The sequence below is a fragment of the Streptomyces sp. NPDC054796 genome (genome assembly GCF_053611545.1).
Genome location: NZ_JBSHAO010000029.1, coordinates 101,417 through 117,947 on the forward strand (window position 1 = coordinate 101,417; position 16,531 = coordinate 117,947).

The 16,531-nt window shown below is 72.4% G+C and carries 12 protein-coding genes; 4 read left to right on the forward strand and 8 right to left on the reverse strand.

Annotated elements, in window-relative coordinates:
• Positions 1 to 4 precede the first annotated feature (4 nt).
• Entirely contained in the window at positions 5 to 541 is a 537-nt protein-coding gene (locus tag ACWGJ2_RS23690; protein WP_453348184.1) for a DUF742 domain-containing protein, read from the forward strand.
• Entirely contained in the window at positions 522 to 1,145 is a 624-nt protein-coding gene (locus ACWGJ2_RS23695; RefSeq protein WP_453348185.1) for a GTP-binding protein, read from the forward strand. The genes ACWGJ2_RS23690 and ACWGJ2_RS23695 overlap by 20 nt, the downstream gene beginning before the upstream one ends.
• A 115-nt stretch (positions 1,146 to 1,260) precedes the next feature.
• On the opposite strand, the gene glpK is transcribed toward ACWGJ2_RS23695, so the two are convergent.
• From glpK to ACWGJ2_RS23725, 6 genes are all read right to left on the reverse strand, one after another.
• Positions 1,261 to 2,772 (reverse strand): glycerol kinase GlpK, encoded by a 1,512-nt coding sequence (glpK, locus tag ACWGJ2_RS23700; RefSeq protein WP_453348186.1) that lies wholly within the window; start codon positions 2,770 to 2,772, stop codon positions 1,261 to 1,263.
• 70 nt (positions 2,773 to 2,842) lie between these two features.
• The gene (locus ACWGJ2_RS23705; RefSeq protein ID WP_453348187.1) at positions 2,843 to 3,577 is read right to left on the reverse strand and encodes an MIP/aquaporin family protein; all 735 of its coding nucleotides are present in this window, start codon (positions 3,575 to 3,577) and stop codon (positions 2,843 to 2,845) included.
• A gap of 1,351 nt (positions 3,578 to 4,928) precedes the next feature.
• Positions 4,929 to 6,158, reverse strand: a complete 1,230-nt coding sequence (locus ACWGJ2_RS23710) for a lipid-transfer protein (RefSeq protein ID WP_453348188.1) — start codon at positions 6,156 to 6,158, stop codon at positions 4,929 to 4,931.
• A complete protein-coding gene (locus tag ACWGJ2_RS23715) occupies positions 6,155 to 6,607 on the reverse strand; it encodes a Zn-ribbon domain-containing OB-fold protein (RefSeq protein WP_453348189.1) in 453 nt (150 codons plus the stop codon). The genes ACWGJ2_RS23710 and ACWGJ2_RS23715 overlap by 4 nt, the downstream gene beginning before the upstream one ends.
• A 177-nt stretch (positions 6,608 to 6,784) precedes the next feature.
• Entirely contained in the window at positions 6,785 to 7,636 is an 852-nt protein-coding gene (locus ACWGJ2_RS23720) for a M15 family metallopeptidase (protein ID WP_453348190.1), read from the reverse strand.
• Between the two features lie 14 nt (positions 7,637 to 7,650).
• Positions 7,651 to 10,035, reverse strand: coding sequence for a glycoside hydrolase family 31 protein (locus tag ACWGJ2_RS23725; protein WP_453348191.1), 2,385 nt, complete (start codon positions 10,033 to 10,035; stop codon positions 7,651 to 7,653).
• A gap of 450 nt (positions 10,036 to 10,485) precedes the next feature.
• Between ACWGJ2_RS23725 and ACWGJ2_RS23730 the strand changes: the two genes are divergently transcribed.
• Positions 10,486 to 12,525, forward strand: a complete 2,040-nt coding sequence (locus ACWGJ2_RS23730) for an acetoacetate--CoA ligase (protein WP_453348192.1) — start codon at positions 10,486 to 10,488, stop codon at positions 12,523 to 12,525.
• Between the two features lie 119 nt (positions 12,526 to 12,644).
• Positions 12,645 to 13,538 (forward strand): hypothetical protein, encoded by an 894-nt coding sequence (locus tag ACWGJ2_RS23735; protein WP_453348193.1) that lies wholly within the window; start codon positions 12,645 to 12,647, stop codon positions 13,536 to 13,538.
• Positions 13,539 to 13,723: 185 nt separating this feature from the next.
• Here ACWGJ2_RS23735 and ptsP read toward each other — a convergent pair whose 3' ends face one another.
• Positions 13,724 to 15,394 carry a phosphoenolpyruvate--protein phosphotransferase gene (ptsP, locus tag ACWGJ2_RS23740; protein WP_453348194.1) on the reverse strand — a complete coding sequence of 557 codons (1,671 nt, stop codon included), beginning with the start codon at positions 15,392 to 15,394 and terminating at the stop codon, positions 13,724 to 13,726.
• A gap of 151 nt (positions 15,395 to 15,545) precedes the next feature.
• The gene (locus ACWGJ2_RS23745; RefSeq protein ID WP_453348195.1) at positions 15,546 to 15,995 is read right to left on the reverse strand and encodes a PTS sugar transporter subunit IIA; all 450 of its coding nucleotides are present in this window, start codon (positions 15,993 to 15,995) and stop codon (positions 15,546 to 15,548) included.
• Between the last annotated feature and the right edge of the window lie 536 nt (positions 15,996 to 16,531).

Consider the following 16,531-nt stretch of genomic DNA (forward strand, 5'->3'; position numbering starts at 1 on the left):
GCCGATGAAGGACCGCTGGTTCGACGACGCGGCGGGGCCCGTGGTGCGGCCGTACGCGATGACGCGTGGCCGCACCCGCAGCAGCACCGGGCAGCACCGGCTCGACCTGATCGCACTCGTGATCGCGGAGAGCCCTGACGGCGCGGAGGACGCCGCCGGTGCCGACAGCACCGACGGCGCCCCCGGCGCGCACCCGACCGGCACCGGCCCCTACGGGGACACCGGGCTCCCCTACGGGGCCGAGCCCCCCTACGGGGCCGAGGACCCGTATGGGGACGATCTCCCCTACGGGGACGCCGATCTGCACGCCTACCGCACCCTGGCTCCCGAACACCTCGACATCGTCAAGCTCTGCCGGGCCTCGCCCCTGTCGGTGGCCGAGCTGGCAGCGGAACTCGACCTGCCGGTGGGCGTCGTACGCGTCCTCATCGGCGATCTCATCGACGCGGAACTGGTCCGCGTCAGCCGTCCCGTCCCCCCGGCGGAGCTGCCGGACGAGAGCATCCTCAGAGAGGTAATCAATGGCCTTCGGGCGCTCTAAGCGCGGTGGAGGGAAGACCGCACCGGTCGAACCCGTGACACTGAAGATCCTGGTCGCGGGCGGATTCGGCGTCGGCAAGACCACCCTCGTCGGAGCGGTCAGCGAGATCAGACCGCTGCGCACCGAGGAGACGCTGACCGAGGCGGGCAACGCCGTGGACGACACCTCGGGGGTGGAGAGCAAGTCCACCACCACGGTGGCCATGGACTTCGGCCGGATCACGATCAAGGAAGACCTCGTCCTGTACCTCTTCGGTACCCCGGGCCAGGACCGCTTCTGGTTCCTGTGGGACGAGCTGGCACAGGGCGCGCTCGGCGCCGTGGTCCTCGTCGACACCCGGCGGCTGGAGGACAGCTTCGCGGGCATCGACTACTTCGAGCGGCGCGGCATCCCCTTCACGGTGGCCGTCAACTGCTTCGAGGGAGCGGACCGCTACCCGCCGGAGACGATCAGGGAAGCGCTCGACCTGGACGCGCACGTGCCGGTGATGCTGTGCGACGCGCGTAGGCGGCAGTCGGCGCGCGACGTGCTGGTCTCGGTCGTCGAGCACGCGATGCGGATCGCGGACCGCGCGGCGGGGTCGCAGCCCGCGACCACGTCCTGAACGCCGCCCCGTAAGGCACCCCGAACGCCGCCCTCCCCGGGCACGGACCCGGACCGGATCTCCGGGCTCCGCTCCCGGGGAGGGCGGCGTCAGGGCAGGCGGATCTGGAGGGGCCTCAGCCCTCGCCGTCCTCGTGCCAGCCGAAGCTGCGCTCCACGGCCTTGCGCCAGTTCGCGTACTCCCGCTCGCGCGCCCCCGCGTCCATGGCCGGGGTCCACTCCGCGTCCCGCTTCCAGTGCGCCTTCAGCTCGTCCAGGTCCGACCACACGCCCGTCGCGAGCCCGGCCGCGTAGGCCGCGCCCAGACAGGTCGTCTCGGCGACCACGGGCCGGATCACCGGCACCCCGAGCACGTCCGCCTGATGCTGCATCAGCAGCCCGTTCGCCGTCATGCCGCCGTCGACCTTGAGCGTGGTGATCTGGACGCCCGAGTCCTGGTACATCGCGTCCACGACCTCCCGGGTCTGCCAGCTCGTGGCCTCCAGGACGGCCCGCGCCAGATGCGCCTTGGTGACATAGCGGGTCAGTCCGGTGACGACGCCGCGCGCGTCCGAGCGCCAGTACGGGGCGAAGAGCCCGGAGAAGGCGGGCACGATGTACGCGCCGCCGTTGTCCTCCACGCTGGCAGCCAGCGGCTCGATCTCCGAGGCGTCGGAGATGATGCCGAGCTGGTCGCGGAACCACTGCACCAGCGCGCCCGTGATGGCGATGGAGCCTTCGAGGCAGTAGACGGCGTCCTCGCCGCCGAGCTGGTAACCCATCGTCGTCAGCAGGCCGTTCTTGCTGGCCACCGGGCGCGTGCCCGTGTTGAGCAGCAGGAAGGAACCGGTGCCGTAGGTGTTCTTGGCCTCGCCGACCCCGTAGCAGGTCTGCCCGAACACCGCCGCCTGCTGGTCACCGAGCGCCGAGGCGACGGGCACCCCGGCCAACTGGCCGACGGCCCTCCCGTAGACCTCGGCCGAGGACTTGATCTCGGGCAGCACCGAGGCGGGCACGTCCATCGCGTCGAGGATGGACTGGTCCCACTGGAGCGTCTCCAGGTTCATCAGCATGGTCCGGCCCGCGTTGGTCACGTCGGTGACGTGCACGCCGCCGTCCGTGCCGCCGGTGAGGTTCCAGATGAGCCACGAGTCGATGGTGCCGAAGGCGATCTCGCCGTTCGCCGCGCGCTGCCGCAGCCTCGGCACGTTGTCCAGCAGCCAGGCCGCCTTGGGCCCGGAGAAGTAGCTGGCCAGCGGCAGCCCCGTACGGTCGCGGAAGCGGTCCTGGCCGTCGTCCCCGCCCAGCTCCGTGCACAGGGCAGAGGTGCGGGTGTCCTGCCAGACGATGGCGTTGTGCACGGGCTTGCCCGTGGCGCGGTCCCACATGACCGTCGTCTCGCGCTGGTTGGTGATGCCCAGGGCGCTGAGCTGGTCGGCGCGCAGTCCCGCCTTGGCGAGTGCGCCCGCGACCACGGCCTGGACCTTGGACCAGATCTCGGTGGCGTCGTGCTCCACCCAGCCCGGCTTGGGGAAGATCTGACGGTGCTCGCGCTGGTCGACGGCGACGATCGCGCCGTCGTGGTCGAAGACGATGCAGCGGCTGGAGGTGGTGCCCTGGTCGATTGCGGCGACGTACTTGTCCGTCATGGTCACGTCCCTCTCGGAAGTGCGCTCAGGAGGCCGGTGGGCCGGCCAGGGGCGTCCCGCCCCGGCATGGTCAGTAGGCGAGCTTGAAGATCCCGGCCGCGATCACGGCGCCGAGCAGGGGCCCGACGACGGGGACCCAGGCGTAACCCCAGTCCGAGGTCCCCTTGTTGGGGATCGGCAGCAGCGAGTGGGCGATGCGGGGGCCGAGGTCGCGGGCGGGGTTGATGGCGTAGCCCGTGGGCCCGCCGAGGGAGAGACCGATGCCGACGACGAGCAGCGCCACGATCAGCGTCGCGGTACCGGACTCGCCGAGGCCCTTGGTGAGGCCGAAGGCCAGCACGGGCAGCACCAGCGCCATCGTCGCGATGATCTCGGTGATGAGGTTGGCGACGGGGTTGCGGACCTCGGGGATGGTGGAGAAGTTGCCGAGGGTGTCCTGCGCGAACTCCGGGTCGGTGTTCGCGGTGAACTGCGCGTAGTACACGCCCCAGGCGAGCACAGCGCCGATGATCGCGCCGATCATCTGCCCCAGGAAGTAGACGGGCACCTTGCTCCACTGGCCGGTGTCCATGGCGATGCCGACGGTGACCGCGGGGTTGAGGTGCCCGCCGGACAGGGGCGCCGCGGTGTACGCGCCCGCCAGGACGCCCATGCCCCAGCCGAAGGCGATGACGATCCAGCCGCCCTCCTTCGCCTTCGAGAAGCGCAGGTTGACCGCGGCGCAGACGCCCGCGCCGAAGAGGATCAGGATCGCGGTGCCGATGATCTCACCCGCGAAAATGTCCCCGTTGGAGAATTGGTCCATGAACGGCTCCTAGTGCCCTCGGCCGGGGTGGCGGCCCCGGCGGTCCCCTGTAGGGTGCGTGCTTCCGTGGCTACGGAGCGGCGCCAGGGGACAACGAGGCCAGGTGGCCCGCGCCACGCCCGGCCTCCGCGACGAGCGTGACGGCAGTGTTCAACGCTGGTGAGGGGCCGTCAAGGTCATGGACGGTGTGGACTGACCGCGTCCGCGGGTCCCCTTCGCGGGGTGCGGATCGAAACGGGGGGTCGGCCCTTCACGGGGGTGTTGCGCGGGACGGCTGGCCAGTGTGGTGCGCGCTGTAGGGTCCCGCGCTGATTTTTGTGCCCCTGTCCGGGGGGTGCCGTCGTGTGGCGGGGCGCCGTTTCCGGGTGCGGGTTGGTGGCTTCGGCGCGGCGTGTGGTTTCGGTTGTTCGCGGCTGGCGCCGCGTGATTCCTGGTGCCTGCCGGTGGCCGTGTGGGGTGCGTGGGTGCGGGGTGTCCGGTGCCGCGCCGGGGTGTCTCCTCGGCGTGAAGGTCTCGTTTTCGGCTTTCCGCCGTCGTTCGTCTCGACCTGCGGGGACACCCCGCCCCGTCCCCGTCCCGCCGGTGACCCTCCTCCGCTCCGGGTCGGCCGGGGCCCACGCCCCTTCACGGGGTGCGCCTCCTTGCCGTGCGGCGGCACAACAACCAGCGCGGGACCTACGGTCCCCACTCCACGGGCCAACCGTCCCGCGCAATACCCCCGTGAAGGGGGCGCCTACCCGAGTGCCCCCTGGCCTTTCGTTCGCGTGCTGCGGGCCGGTGGGTGGGTTGTGCCTACCCTCCCCCAGCTACCACTGGGAGGTGCCCCCTCGCCGAGCGGGACGCTTGCCCACAACAGTGTGGTGAGCCGTCACCGTCAGCTATCCCGACAGGGGCGGAGCCCCTCCGGTACGGCACCGGTCCACAGCATGGCAACAAGCGGAGGGGGCACCGGCGGATAGTTGGCCACCGGGTGGGAGGGGACGTGGTGGGGTGTCCCCGCAAGTGGTGGCGACGAGTGCCGGGGGAAACCCGTAAACGAGACCCGCACTTGTCGCCGCCCGAGGAGACACCCCGGCACGGCACCGACCCCCACCACACACGCACCCCATATCCACGGCCGAAACCGAGAATCACGCGGCGCAAGCCGCGTACTACCGGTCCATACGCCGCGCCGTAGCCACACAGCCGCACCCGGAACACAACGCACCGCCCAGCGCAGCGCCCCGCACCCCGCGCAGCAGCGCAAAAATCAGCGCGGGACCCTACGGCACCCACCACACCGGCGAACCGTCCCGCGCAACACCCCCGACGAACGGACAACCCATCGTTTCCTTCCGCACCCCGCGAAGGGCTAGCGCACCGCGATCACCGACGAGCCGTGCCCGAACAGGCCCTGGTTCGCACTGATTCCGGCCCTGGCCCCCGGGACCTGGCGCTCGCCCGCGACGCCGCGCAACTGCCACGTCAGCTCGCAGACCTGCGCGATGGCCTGCGCCGGCACGGCCTCGCCGAAGGAGGCCAGGCCCCCGCTCGTGTTGACGGGGAGCCGCCCGCCGAGCTTCGTGCCGCCCGAGCGCAGCAACGCGGCGCCCTCGCCCTCGGCGGCGAATCCGAGGTCCTCATACCACTGGAGTTCCAGCGCGGTGGACAGGTCGTACACCTCTGCCAGCGACATGTCCCCTGGCCCGAGCCCCGCCTCCTCGTAGGCGGCGTCCGCGATCGAGGCGCGGAAGCCGCGCTCCGGTTCCGGCACGGCGGCGGCCGAGTCGGTCGCCAGGTACGGGAGGTCCAGCAGGGTGTTGGGGTAGCGCGGTGTGACGGTGGAGACGGCGCGGACGCGCACGGGGCGCGCGGCACCGTGGCGGCGGGCGAAACCGAGGCTGGAGAGGACGAGTGCCGCGCCCCCGTCGGAGGTGGCGCAGATGTCCAGCAGCCGCAGCGGATCGGCCACGACGGGCGAGGCGGCGACGTCCCCCGGACTGACCTCTTTGCGGTAGCGCGCGTACGGATTCAGCGTCCCGGCCGCCGCGTTCTTGACCTTGACGTGGGCGAAGTCCTCGGCCGTGTCGCCGTACAGGGCCATCCGGCGGCGCGCGTAGAGCGCGAAGTACGCCGGGTTGGTCGCGCCCAGGATCCGGAAGCGCTGCCAGTCCGGGTCGTCGGCGCGGTCGCCGCCCGCGGGCCGGAAGAAGCCCTTGGGCGCGGCGTCGGCCCCGACCACCAGCACCGTCTCCGCCATGCCCGAGAGGATCTGCGCGCGTGCCGTGGCCACGGCCTGGGCTCCGGAGGCGCAGGCGGCGTACACGCTGGTGACGCGCGCGCCCTGCCAGCCCAGCGCCCGCGCGAACGTCGAGCCCGCCACATAGCCGGGGTAGCCGCCGCGCACGGTGTCGGCGCCGACGACCGAGTCGACGTCGTTCCAGTCCAGGCCCGCGTCCGCCAGCGCCTCCCTGGCCGCCGTCACCCCGTACTCGATGAACGGGCGGCCCCACTTGCCCCAGGGGTGCATCCCCGCGCCGAGGACGGCCACGTCCCGGCCCTCCGGCGTCACGTCCCCGCCCTCCGGCGTCGCGGCGCTCACAGCGCGCCCTCCACGGGCACGGGCTTCCAGTGCCAGGTGGTCCAGATGTGCTCCGCGTCCTCGTTGAGCACGCCGGGCACCACCTCGACCTCCATGCCCACGGCCAGGTCGTCCACCGTGACCCCGGGCGGCGCCTGCCCGAGGACCACCATGCGCTCCGCCTCCAGCTCGACGGCCACCAGCGCGTACGGCTCCCACTCGCGGTCCGCGTCCCAGACGTAGGGCGGGGGCGGCTGGTAGCGCCCGTCCGTGTAGGACCACACGCGGCCACGCCGCGAGAGCGGTACCTCCTCCAGGCGCGTACCGGCGCACGAGGGGTTGCGGCAGAAGGTGTCCTCGCGCGGGAAGAAGACCGAGGTACAGGTGAGGCATCTGGTACCGAGAAGGGTGAAATCCCCGCCCTCTTCGCTGAACCATCCATCGGCGACGGGCGTACGTATAGGTGGCACCGGTCCCTCCCTGGGTGTCGCGGCTCCGCGCACCATCAAATCTGATGGGTCGTCAGGAGTCTGGCACGGGAACGAGCCGGGTGTCACGAGCGCCGACGGCGGCACGGGGCCCACGGGGGTGGTCCCGAGCCGCCGTCGCGCGTTGCCCCGCGCGTTGCCCCGGGGCGCGCGGCGCGGCTACTTCCGCTTGCCTCCGAGCGAGCGCCGGTCCACGGGGAAGTCGAAGTAGCTGTCGGGGAACGTCTCGTCCGAGAGCGTGAAGTGCCACCACTCCTCGGGCAGGTTCGTGAAACCGGCCGTCTCAAGGCCGTCCTTGAGCCGTAGCCGGTTCTCCCGCTGCTCGCCCTGGACGCGCGGATCGAGCGTGTGGGACAGCGTGTCGAAGCAGTCGAAACCGGTCCCCATGTCGATCGAGTTGTCCGGGAAGCGCTCCTCCTGGGGAGCGAAGCAGGGCACGAGCGGCTCACCGGGCACGTACGGACGCGTCGGCCGGGCCGGGAGCTTCACCAGCGTCAGATCGACGGTGCTGCCGCGGCTGTGCCCCGACTTCTCGGCGATGTAGCCGTCTTCAAAGAGGCGCGTCTTGTCCACGCGCGGATAGAACTCGTCCTTCATCCGCTGGTCGTCGAGGTCCTTGGCCCATGCCACGAAGTGGTCGACGGCGCGCTGCGGCCGGTAGCAGTCGTACACCTTCAGGGAGTAGCCCCGCTTCAGGAAGGAGACCTGGGCCTTGTGCAGCGCCTTGGCGGTGTCCTTGGTGACGACGCACAGGGGCTGGCGGTAGCCGTCGACCGGCTCACCCATGAAGTTGTGCTCCGTGGGATAGCGGATCTCCTGGAGGATCGACTTGTCGACGTCGCGCAGGGCGACGAACTCCTCGGGAGCCTTCGGCTCCGACGTGGCCCGGGCCTGGGGCGTGCCCTGAGCCTCCGGCTCGGCCTGTGCCTCGGGTGCGACGGTGAGGAGGGAGGCGGCGGCGAAGAGCGCCGCCGCGAACCCGATGCCCCGGAAGGGTCGTCTGATTGCCATGACCCCTTCATCTATCAGGTGCGGACCCGGACCGGATACCCCACGGGCTCCCCGTTACCCCGCCCGACCACCGGCTTTCCCCCGCGCAGCAGCACCGTGAAGCGCTCCGGCTCCGAACGCTCCCAGCCGTCCCCCGCGTCCGCGATCACCAGCCCGCTCCCCGTACGGCCCGCCGCCGGGGCCCACACCTCCAGCTCCGTCTCCCCGCCGTCGCCCCTCACCGGCAGCGCCGCACCGGCCCGCACCAGCACCGGTATCCGCGACAGCGGAGCCTCGACGTGCACCGTCCCCGGGCCCTCGTACGCGCGCCCCGTCGCCGTGTCGTACCAGCGCCCGCGCGGCAGCCGCACCGCACGCCGCCTGACCCCCTCCTCCAGCACGGGCGCCACCAGCAGCGCGTCCCCCAGCAGGAACGCGTCCTCGCAGTCGCGCAGCGCCCGGTCCCGCGGATGCTGCCACCACACGGGCCGCACGTACGGGGCGCCCGTGCGGTGCGCCAACTGCGCGAGGGTGACGAAGTAGGGCAGCAGCCGCTCCCGCTCCGCGAGCGCCGCCGTGCAGTGCTCCAGCACCTCGGGCCCGAACTCCCACGGCTCCCTCCGGCCCGCCCACTTGGCCCCGAAGGTGCGGAACAGCGGCAGATACGCGCCCAGCTGGAACCAGCGCAGATACAGCTCGGGCGACGGCGTCCCCGTGAACCCCCCGATGTCGGGGCCCGAATACGGCACCCCGCACAGCCCCATGCCGAGCACCAGCGACAGCGAGGCACGCAGCCCAGCCCACCCCGTGGCCACCTCGCCCGACCAGGAGCCGCCGTACCGCTGCATCCCCGCCCAGCCGGAGCGCGAGAAGAGGAACGGGCGCTCCTGGGGCCGCAGTTCCCGCAGCCCCTCGTGCCCGGCACGCGCCATCGTCAGCGCGTAGACGTTGTGCGCCTCCCTGTGGTCGCCGCCCCGGCCCTCCAGGGCGTGCCGCGACGACAGGGGGAGCGTGGGATCGCCGAACGCGGTGAAGGACGTCGGCTCGTTCCTGCCGTGCCACACCCCGGAGAAGCCCTGCGCGAGGCGTTCCGCGTACAGCCCGCTCCACCACTTGCGCACCAGCGGATCCGTGAAGTCGGGGAAGACCGCCTCACCGGCCCACGCCACCCCGCGCACCTCGCGCCCGCGCGCGTCCCGCACGAAGGCCCCCGCCGCCGAGCCGCTGTCGTAGACGGCCGTGCCGCGCTCGGCCTTCACGGCGGGGTCGACGGCCGAGACCATCCGCACCCCCTCACCGCGCAGCTCGGCGGCCAGGCGCGGCAGATCGGGGAAGCGTTCCCGGTCGACGGTGAAGACCCGGTGCCCGTCCAGGTGGTCTATGTCCAGGTGCAGCGCCTTCAGCGGCAGCCCCCGCTCCCGGTACCCGGCCGCCACCCGGCGCACCTCGGCCTCGTCGCGGAAACCCCACCGCCCGTGCTGATGGCCCAGCGCCCAGCGCGGCGGCAGCGCCGGAGCACCCGTCAGCGAGGCCCAGCCGTACAGCACCCGCGCGGGCGCCCCCGCGATCACCCAGTAGCGCAGCGGCCCGCCGCTGACCCGCACTGCGCAGCGGCCCGGTCTGTCGTGCCCTGAGCCGCCGCCCTCGCGCCCCTCGCGCAGGGTGACCTCGCCGTCCCACGAGTTGTCGTGGAACACCAGATGCGTCCCCGCGTCCGCCACGACGAGCTGCACCGGCATGGTGACGTACACGGGCACCCGGTCCGTGCCCGAGGGGCCAGGACCCGTGTTCCACAGCCGGTACGTGCCGTCGCGCAGCCGGGGCCCGCCCGGCCGCCCGCCGAGGCCGAAGAACCGCGCGTCGGGCGTCACCTCGGAGCGCACCAGCCAGCGCGCGCCCGGCCCCTCGGGGCCCTCGTGCCCCTCCTCGCCCTCCGGCGCCTCCTGCCGCTCCTCGCCCTCCGGCTCCCACCAGCGCGGGGGCATCTCGCGACGGAGCAGCACGCCGCCCGGCGTCCTGATGTCCACGGCGCCGTGCCGTGAGACGGTCACCAGCATCCGCTCCGAGACCACCCGCCAGCCGCCGTCCTTGTCCGGCTCCAACTGCGCCCGCGTGTCGGCGGCCGGGACCTGATGGGCGAGCGCGTACGAGGGCTCGGGGCCCGCGCCGTCCCAGCCGCAGAAGACCGCGCCGCCCGCCGCTACTCGCACGCGCAGCGACGAGCGCTCGAAACGGATCACGCCACCGCCCGGCTGGGGCTCCGCACTCTTCACCCGGCCCGGCACCCGGGCTCTCTCCGCGCGCTGCCGGGGCAGTCCCGCCGCGTCCGCGCGCCTGCGCCGCCACGCCGACCGCACGGCGCGCGCACCCCGCGCCGCACCGACCACTCTTACCGACCGCACCAGGCCACGCGCATCCATGCTGCTCAGCCTGCCATCGTGTCCGGTGTGAGTCAGTGCCGTTCAACTTCCGTTCACCCGCTTTGTTGCCGGGCGTTCGCCAAGGGGACGCCGATGCGGCTCCGACGGCCCTCCGGGGCCGCCCGCGCCCGGCGCACGACGCGTGCGGCGCGCGCCCCTGCGCGCGTGCCGACCCGTGGCCGGGCCACATTTCCCGGACCCCGGGGGTGTGACGCCGACCCTGGCGTCCAAGTTGATCACGTGGCATCGTCCAGGTCAGCCACGCGCACGCGCACGTACTCCCAGCACGCACGCCGCGCGTCCCGGCCCGCCGGACGACGGGCCGCACGGCCACGGAAGACGACCACGGAACACGACGACCCACACGCCGGCACCAGCCACGACACGGCACAGCACGACACACCACGACACGACGCGTAGCAAAACGCAGGGACCAGCCAGGGAGCCGCAATGACCGCAGCGCACAGCACGACGCCGTCCCCCGCGCCCGAACCCCTCTGGCAGCCGGGCCCCGAACGCGTCGAGAGCGCCCGGATCACCCGCTTCCAGGAGTGGGCGGCCGAACGGCACGGCGCCCCGGCCGCCACCCCGGGCGACCCCGTCGCGAGCTACGCGGCCCTGCAACGCTGGTCCGTCGACGAGCTGACCACCTTCTGGCAGGCCGTCACCGAGTGGTTCGACATCCGCTTCACCACCCCCTACGAGACCGTCCTCGCCGACACCTCCATGCCAGGCGCCCGCTGGTTCCCCGGCGCCACCCTCAACTACGCCGAGCACGCGCTGCGCGCCTCCGAGGACCCGGCACGCGCCGACGATCCAGCGCTGCTCCACGTCGACGAGCGCCACGAGCCCACCCCCGTCACCTGGTCCGAACTCCGCCGCCAGGTCGGCTCGCTCTCGGCCGAGCTGCGCCGCCTCGGCGTCCGTCCGGGTGACCGCGTCAGCGGCTACCTCCCCAACATCCCCGAAGCCGCCATCGCGCTCCTCGCCACCGCGGCCGTCGGCGCCGTGTGGACCTCGTGCGCCCCCGACTTCGGCGCCCGCAGCGTCCTGGACCGCTTCCAGCAGGTCGAGCCCACCGTCCTGTTCACCGTCGACGGGTACCGCTACGGCGGCAAGGAGCACGACCGCCGCGAGACCGTCGCCGAACTGCGCGGCGAGCTGCCCACCCTGCGCGCCGTCGTCCACGTCCCCCTCATCGGCACCCCGGCCCCCGAGGGCGCCCTCGAATGGTCAGCCGTCACCTCAGCGCCCGAGGGCTCAGAGGACGCCTCACCGGTCTTCGAGCAGGTTCCCTTCGACCACCCCCTGTGGGTGCTCTACTCCTCGGGCACGACGGGCCTGCCCAAGGCCATCGTCCAGTCCCAGGGCGGCATCCTCCTGGAACACCTCAAGCAACTGAGCCTCCACAACGACACGGGCCCCGAGGACCGCTTCTTCTGGTACACCTCCACGGGCTGGATGATGTGGAACCTCCTCGTCTCGGGACTGCTCACCGGCTGCACGGTCGTCACCTACGACGGCAGCCCCGGATACCCGTCCACCGAAGCCCAGTGGCGCGTCGCGGCGGAGACCGGCGCCACGGTCTTCGGCACCTCGGCCGCCTACGTCATGGCCTGCCGCAAGGCGGACGTCCACCCAGGGCGTGACCTCGACCTCTCCCGCGTCAGGTGCGTCGCCACCACCGGCTCCCCGCTGCCGCCCGACGGCTTCCGCTGGATCCATGACGAGGTCTCCGCCGACATGTGGATCGCCTCCGTCAGCGGTGGCACGGACGTGTGCAGCTGCTTCGCCGGAGCCGTGCCCACCCTCCCCGTCTACACCGGCGAACTCCAGGCGCCCTCCCTCGCCACGGGGCTCCAGTCGTGGGACCCGCAGGGCAAGCCGCTCATCGGCGAGGTCGGCGAACTCGTCGTCACCACGCCCATGCCCTCCATGCCGATCCGCTTCTGGAACGACCCCGACGGCTCCCGCTACCGTGACAGCTACTTCGAGATGTTCCCCGGCACCTGGCGCCACGGCGACTGGATCACCCTCACCGAGCGCAACACCGTCGTCATCCACGGCCGCTCCGACTCCACCCTCAACCGCCAGGGCGTCCGCATGGGCTCGGCCGACATCTACGAGGCCGTCGAACGACTCCCCGAGATCCGCGAATCCCTGGTCATCGGCGTCGAACAGCCCGACGGCGGATACTGGATGCCGCTCTTCGTCCACCTCGCGGAGGGCGCCACCCTCGACGACGCGCTGCGCGACCGCGTCAAGCGCGTCATCCGCGAGGGCCTGTCGCCGCGCCACGTCCCCGACGAGATCATCGAGATCTCCGGGGTCCCGCACACCCTCACGGGCAAGCGCCTCGAAGTCCCGGTCAAGCGGCTCCTCCAGGGCACCCCGCTCGACAAGGCCGTCAACCCCGGCTCCGTCGACAACGTCGAGCTGCTCCGCTTCTACGAGCGCCTCGCGCGGGAACGCACCCCGCACGACGCCTGACTCCTGCCCCCTGGCCACTGCGGCCCCGCACTCCGTGCGGGGCCGCTCCGGCGCCCGATGTCAGACCCCCCGATTACGGTGAGTGACCAAGTGATCCGTACGCACCCAGGGGGGACCCCATGGCACACACCCGCAGCCGGAAACGCGGCCCGCACAGGGCACTGCGCCGCGAGGCGCCCAGCACGGTCGCCGTCCTGGCGGAGGAGTCCCAGTTCGCGCTGATGCGCGGCTATCGCTCCTTCACCTTCGCGGACCACCGGACGTATCTGCGGCAGATGGAGGGACTGCTGCGCTCACTCTCCGGAGAGGGCATCCACACCCGCGTCGCCGTCTTCGACGCCGTGGACTACCGCCTCTTCTGCCACGAGGAACGCCTCGATCCCGACACCCGGGCGAGCCGCACCCGCTATGTCGCGGAGGTCGCCGCCTCCGGGGCCACGGTGGCGTACACGGGACAGCCCATGGCACGGCTCGTCCAGGCCCTCACCGACACCCAGGCATGCCGGGCCGCCTGGGAGAAGGCCGCCGAGATCCTCTCCCGCGCCGGCGCGTGCGCGGCCTGCGGAGCCGACATCGCGCGCGTCTCCCTGGACCGCGCGGCGCGGGCCGTGTCCCTCCTCATGGAGGCGGCGGGGGAGGGCACGCACCACCTGGTGTGCAGCGTCGGCGTCCCGGGCTCCCCGCTCGTCACCGCGCTCGACGCGTACGCCGACGAGGACGGCGTCCTCCGCGTCGACGAGACCGCGGCCCTCGCCCTCACCACCTCACTGGCCGCCGGACTCGCCACGGACAGCCCCGGCGGCCTGGTCCTGCGCACCGAACGGGAGGGCGCGCGGGACACGGTGCGCGGCTGGAACCTCCACGGCGACTGGCTGCGCGCCCTCACAGCCGCCGAGGTCTTCACGGCCTACTGCACGGACCCCGCCACCGGCGATCCCGTGCCGCCCGAGCACGGCGTCGATCACCTCCCCGGACTCGAACTGCCCCACCCGGGAGGTGACCTGCACTGCTGAGGGCTATACGTGCCGCACGTGCCATACGGGGGCGGTGCCGGTCCGCGAACGGGCGCCGGAACGCGAACGGTGCCGGCCGCCCCGCCGCAGCGGACCGACCGGCACCGTCGCCGTCATTACCGTCGTCAGCGATCACCGGGACGCGGGGGACGCCGGGGACGCCCGGGGCGCCCCGGCCCTCGCGCTCACTCCCCGGACAGCACCGCCTGCGCGGCGATCCGCGCCTCCTCGGCGGTGTCCGCTGCCCGCGCGGCGGAAGCGGCACGCTCGCACTGCGCGAGCGTGTGCTTCGCCAGCGTGGCGCGCACATACGGGATCGAGGCGGCGCCCATCGACAGGCTCGTCACGCCGAGCCCCGTCAGCACACACGCCAGCAGCGGATCCGACGCGGCCTCGCCGCACACGCCGCAGCTCTTGCCCTCGGCCTTCGCCGCCTCGGCGGACAGCGACACCAGGTCGAGCAGCGCGGGCTGCCACGGGTCCTGGAGCCGGGAGACGGCACCCACCTGCCGGTCGGCGGCGAAGGTGTACTGCGCCAGGTCGTTGGTGCCCAGCGAAAGGAACTCCACCTCCTGGAGCACCGACCTCGCCCGCAGCGCGGCGGAGGGGATCTCCACCATCGCGCCGAACTTCGCCCGCAGCCCGGCCTCGCGGCACGCGTCCGCGAACGCCCTCGCGTCCGTACGGTCAGCCACCATCGGCGCCATGACCTCAAGGTAGACGGGCAGCCCCTCGGCGGCCTTGGCCAGCGCACGGAGCTGACCGCGCAGCACCTCGGGATGGTCCAGCAGCGTCCGCAGCCCGCGCACGCCCAGCGCCGGGTTCGGCTCCTCACCCGGGGTCAGGAAGTCCAGCGGCTTGTCGGCGCCCGCGTCCAGCACGCGCACGACCACACGCCCCTCGGGGAACGCCTCCAGCACCTGCCGGTACGCCTCGACCTGCTTCTCCTCCGAGGGCGCCTGCTCACTGTTGTCCAGGAACAGGAACTCCGTACGGAACAGGCCCACGCCCTCGGCGCCGGCCTCCACGGCCGCGGGCACGTCAGAGGGCCCGCCCACGTTCGCCAGCAGCGGCACCTTGTGCCCGTCCGAGGTCGCCCCCGGCCCCTTGACGCCCTCCAGCGCGGCCTTGCGCTCCTCGGCGGCCTTCTCCAGCGCCGACCGCTCGTCCGCGTCCGGGTTGACCACGATCTCGCCGGTGCTCCCGTCCACCGCGACGACGGTGCCCTCCACCAGCTCCCCCGCACCGGGCAGCGCGACGACGGCGGGCACGCCCAGCGCCCGCGCCAGGATCGCGCTGTGGCTCGTCGGACCGCCCTCCTCGGTCACGAAGCCCAGCACCAGCGCGGGGTCCAGCAGCGCGGTGTCGGCGGGCGCCAGATCGCGGGCGATGAGCACGTACGGCTGGTCGCTGTCCGGCACCCCCGGCATCGGCACGCCCAGCAGCCGCGCGACGATGCGGTTGCGCACGTCGTCCAGGTCGGCCACCCGCCCGGCGAGATAGTCACCGGCGCCCGCCAGCAGCGCCCGGTAGGCGGCGAACGCGTCGTACACGGCACGCTCGGCCGTGCTCCCGACGGTGATCCGCCGCTCGACGTCGGCCATCAGCTCCGGGTCCTGGGCCATCATCGCCTGCGCCTCGAGCACGGCCTGGGCCTCGCCGCCCGCGAGATTGCCGCGCGCGATCAGGTCGTTGGCGACCGCCTCCACGGCCTGGTGCGCCCGCTGCTGCTCGCGCGGGGCCTCGTCGGGGCCGATCTGCTTGGCCGGGGGCTCCAGCACCGCGGTGCCCATGTGCCGTACCTCGCCGATCGCCACCCCGTGACTGACGCCGACGCCTCGAAGCGTTGTGTCCATCTCACCCGTCTCCGGTTCGGTGCGGCGGCTCGCTCACGGCCACCGCTGTTCTCTCTCGCGCTCTTCCGCCTCTTCCGTGTGACCGGCGCCCCGTGCGATCCCTGGGATCTGTGCGATCCGCGCGTCCTTTGCGACGGGGCCGGCCCGGGGATCAGCTCCAGCCGAAGAGGGTCTTGCCCGCCTCGATGTCGCCGTCGTCCACGACATCGGTCAGCGAGTCGGCGGTTGCCTCGAGCGCCACCACGGGGGAGACGGGCGACTTGCCCGCCGCCTCCACGGCGGCCGGGTCCCAGCGCACGATCGCGTCGCCGCGCCGCACGGTGTCGCCCTTGGCGGCCAGCAGCTCGAACCCGTCACCGTTGAGCTGCACGGTGTCGATGCCCAGGTGCGTCAGCACACCGTGCCCTTCGGCGTCCACCACGACGAAGGCGTGCGGGTGGAGCGAGACGACGATGCCGTCGACGGGCGCCAGCGCCTCGGTACGCTCCCGGACGGGGTCGATGGCGGTGCCGGGGCCCACCATGGCCCCGGAGAACACCGGGTCGGGAACGGCCGAGAGTCCGATGGCACGTCCGGTCAGCGGGGACGTCACGGTGGTCATGGGAAGCCTCCGAAGGGCGAGGATCGATCAGCCGCCGTCGCAACCTGTCCAGGACGGCGCACCGCTCAGAAGCGTAAGTCATAGGAACAACGGATTCCGATCGCGCGTGCGGGGACGCGCCGCCCGCCCACACGGGCCCGTGCCTCACGTGCACGCGCTCACGCGCGCGCGATCAAGCAGCCCTCCGGCAGCCCTGCAAAACCGATTTGCCTCTGCTCTCGGCGTGCCTGTACTGTCGTCCCCCTGCCCACGACGAAGGCCGAGCCGAAGCGTGGGCGGTCACCGATGATCCACATCCTTTCTTTTGTCGATTCGGTTTCGCATGTCTGCGATCAACCCGAATTTCGATCAACGGAAAAGGGTCTGATAGAGTCGGAGACACCGAAAGGGAAGCGCCCGGAGGAAAGCCCGAGAGGGTGAGTACAAAGGAAGCGTCCGTTCCTTGAGAACTCAACAGCGTGCCAAAAGTCAACGCCAGATATGTTGATACCCCGTCTCCAGCCGGTTTTGGTTGGGGCAGGGTTCCTTTGAAGAAA

What these genes read in the sequence shown, in the direction of transcription:
- ACWGJ2_RS23690 (WP_453348184.1), top strand. Translation starts at nt 5, where the DNA reads ATGAAGGACCGCTGGTTCGACGACGCGGCGGGGCCCGTGGTGCGGCCG.
- ACWGJ2_RS23695 (WP_453348185.1), top strand. Translation starts at nt 522, where the DNA reads ATGGCCTTCGGGCGCTCTAAGCGCGGTGGAGGGAAGACCGCACCGGTC.
- glpK (WP_453348186.1), bottom strand. Translation starts at nt 2,772, where the DNA reads ATGACGGACAAGTACGTCGCCGCAATCGACCAGGGCACCACCTCCAGC.
- ACWGJ2_RS23705 (WP_453348187.1), bottom strand. Translation starts at nt 3,577, where the DNA reads ATGGACCAATTCTCCAACGGGGACATTTTCGCGGGTGAGATCATCGGC.
- ACWGJ2_RS23720 (WP_453348190.1), bottom strand. Translation starts at nt 7,636, where the DNA reads ATGGCAATCAGACGACCCTTCCGGGGCATCGGGTTCGCGGCGGCGCTC.
- ACWGJ2_RS23725 (WP_453348191.1), bottom strand. Translation starts at nt 10,035, where the DNA reads ATGGATGCGCGTGGCCTGGTGCGGTCGGTAAGAGTGGTCGGTGCGGCG.
- ACWGJ2_RS23730 (WP_453348192.1), top strand. Translation starts at nt 10,486, where the DNA reads ATGACCGCAGCGCACAGCACGACGCCGTCCCCCGCGCCCGAACCCCTC.
- ACWGJ2_RS23735 (WP_453348193.1), top strand. Translation starts at nt 12,645, where the DNA reads ATGGCACACACCCGCAGCCGGAAACGCGGCCCGCACAGGGCACTGCGC.
- ptsP (WP_453348194.1), bottom strand. Translation starts at nt 15,394, where the DNA reads ATGGACACAACGCTTCGAGGCGTCGGCGTCAGTCACGGGGTGGCGATC.
- ACWGJ2_RS23745 (WP_453348195.1), bottom strand. Translation starts at nt 15,995, where the DNA reads ATGACCACCGTGACGTCCCCGCTGACCGGACGTGCCATCGGACTCTCG.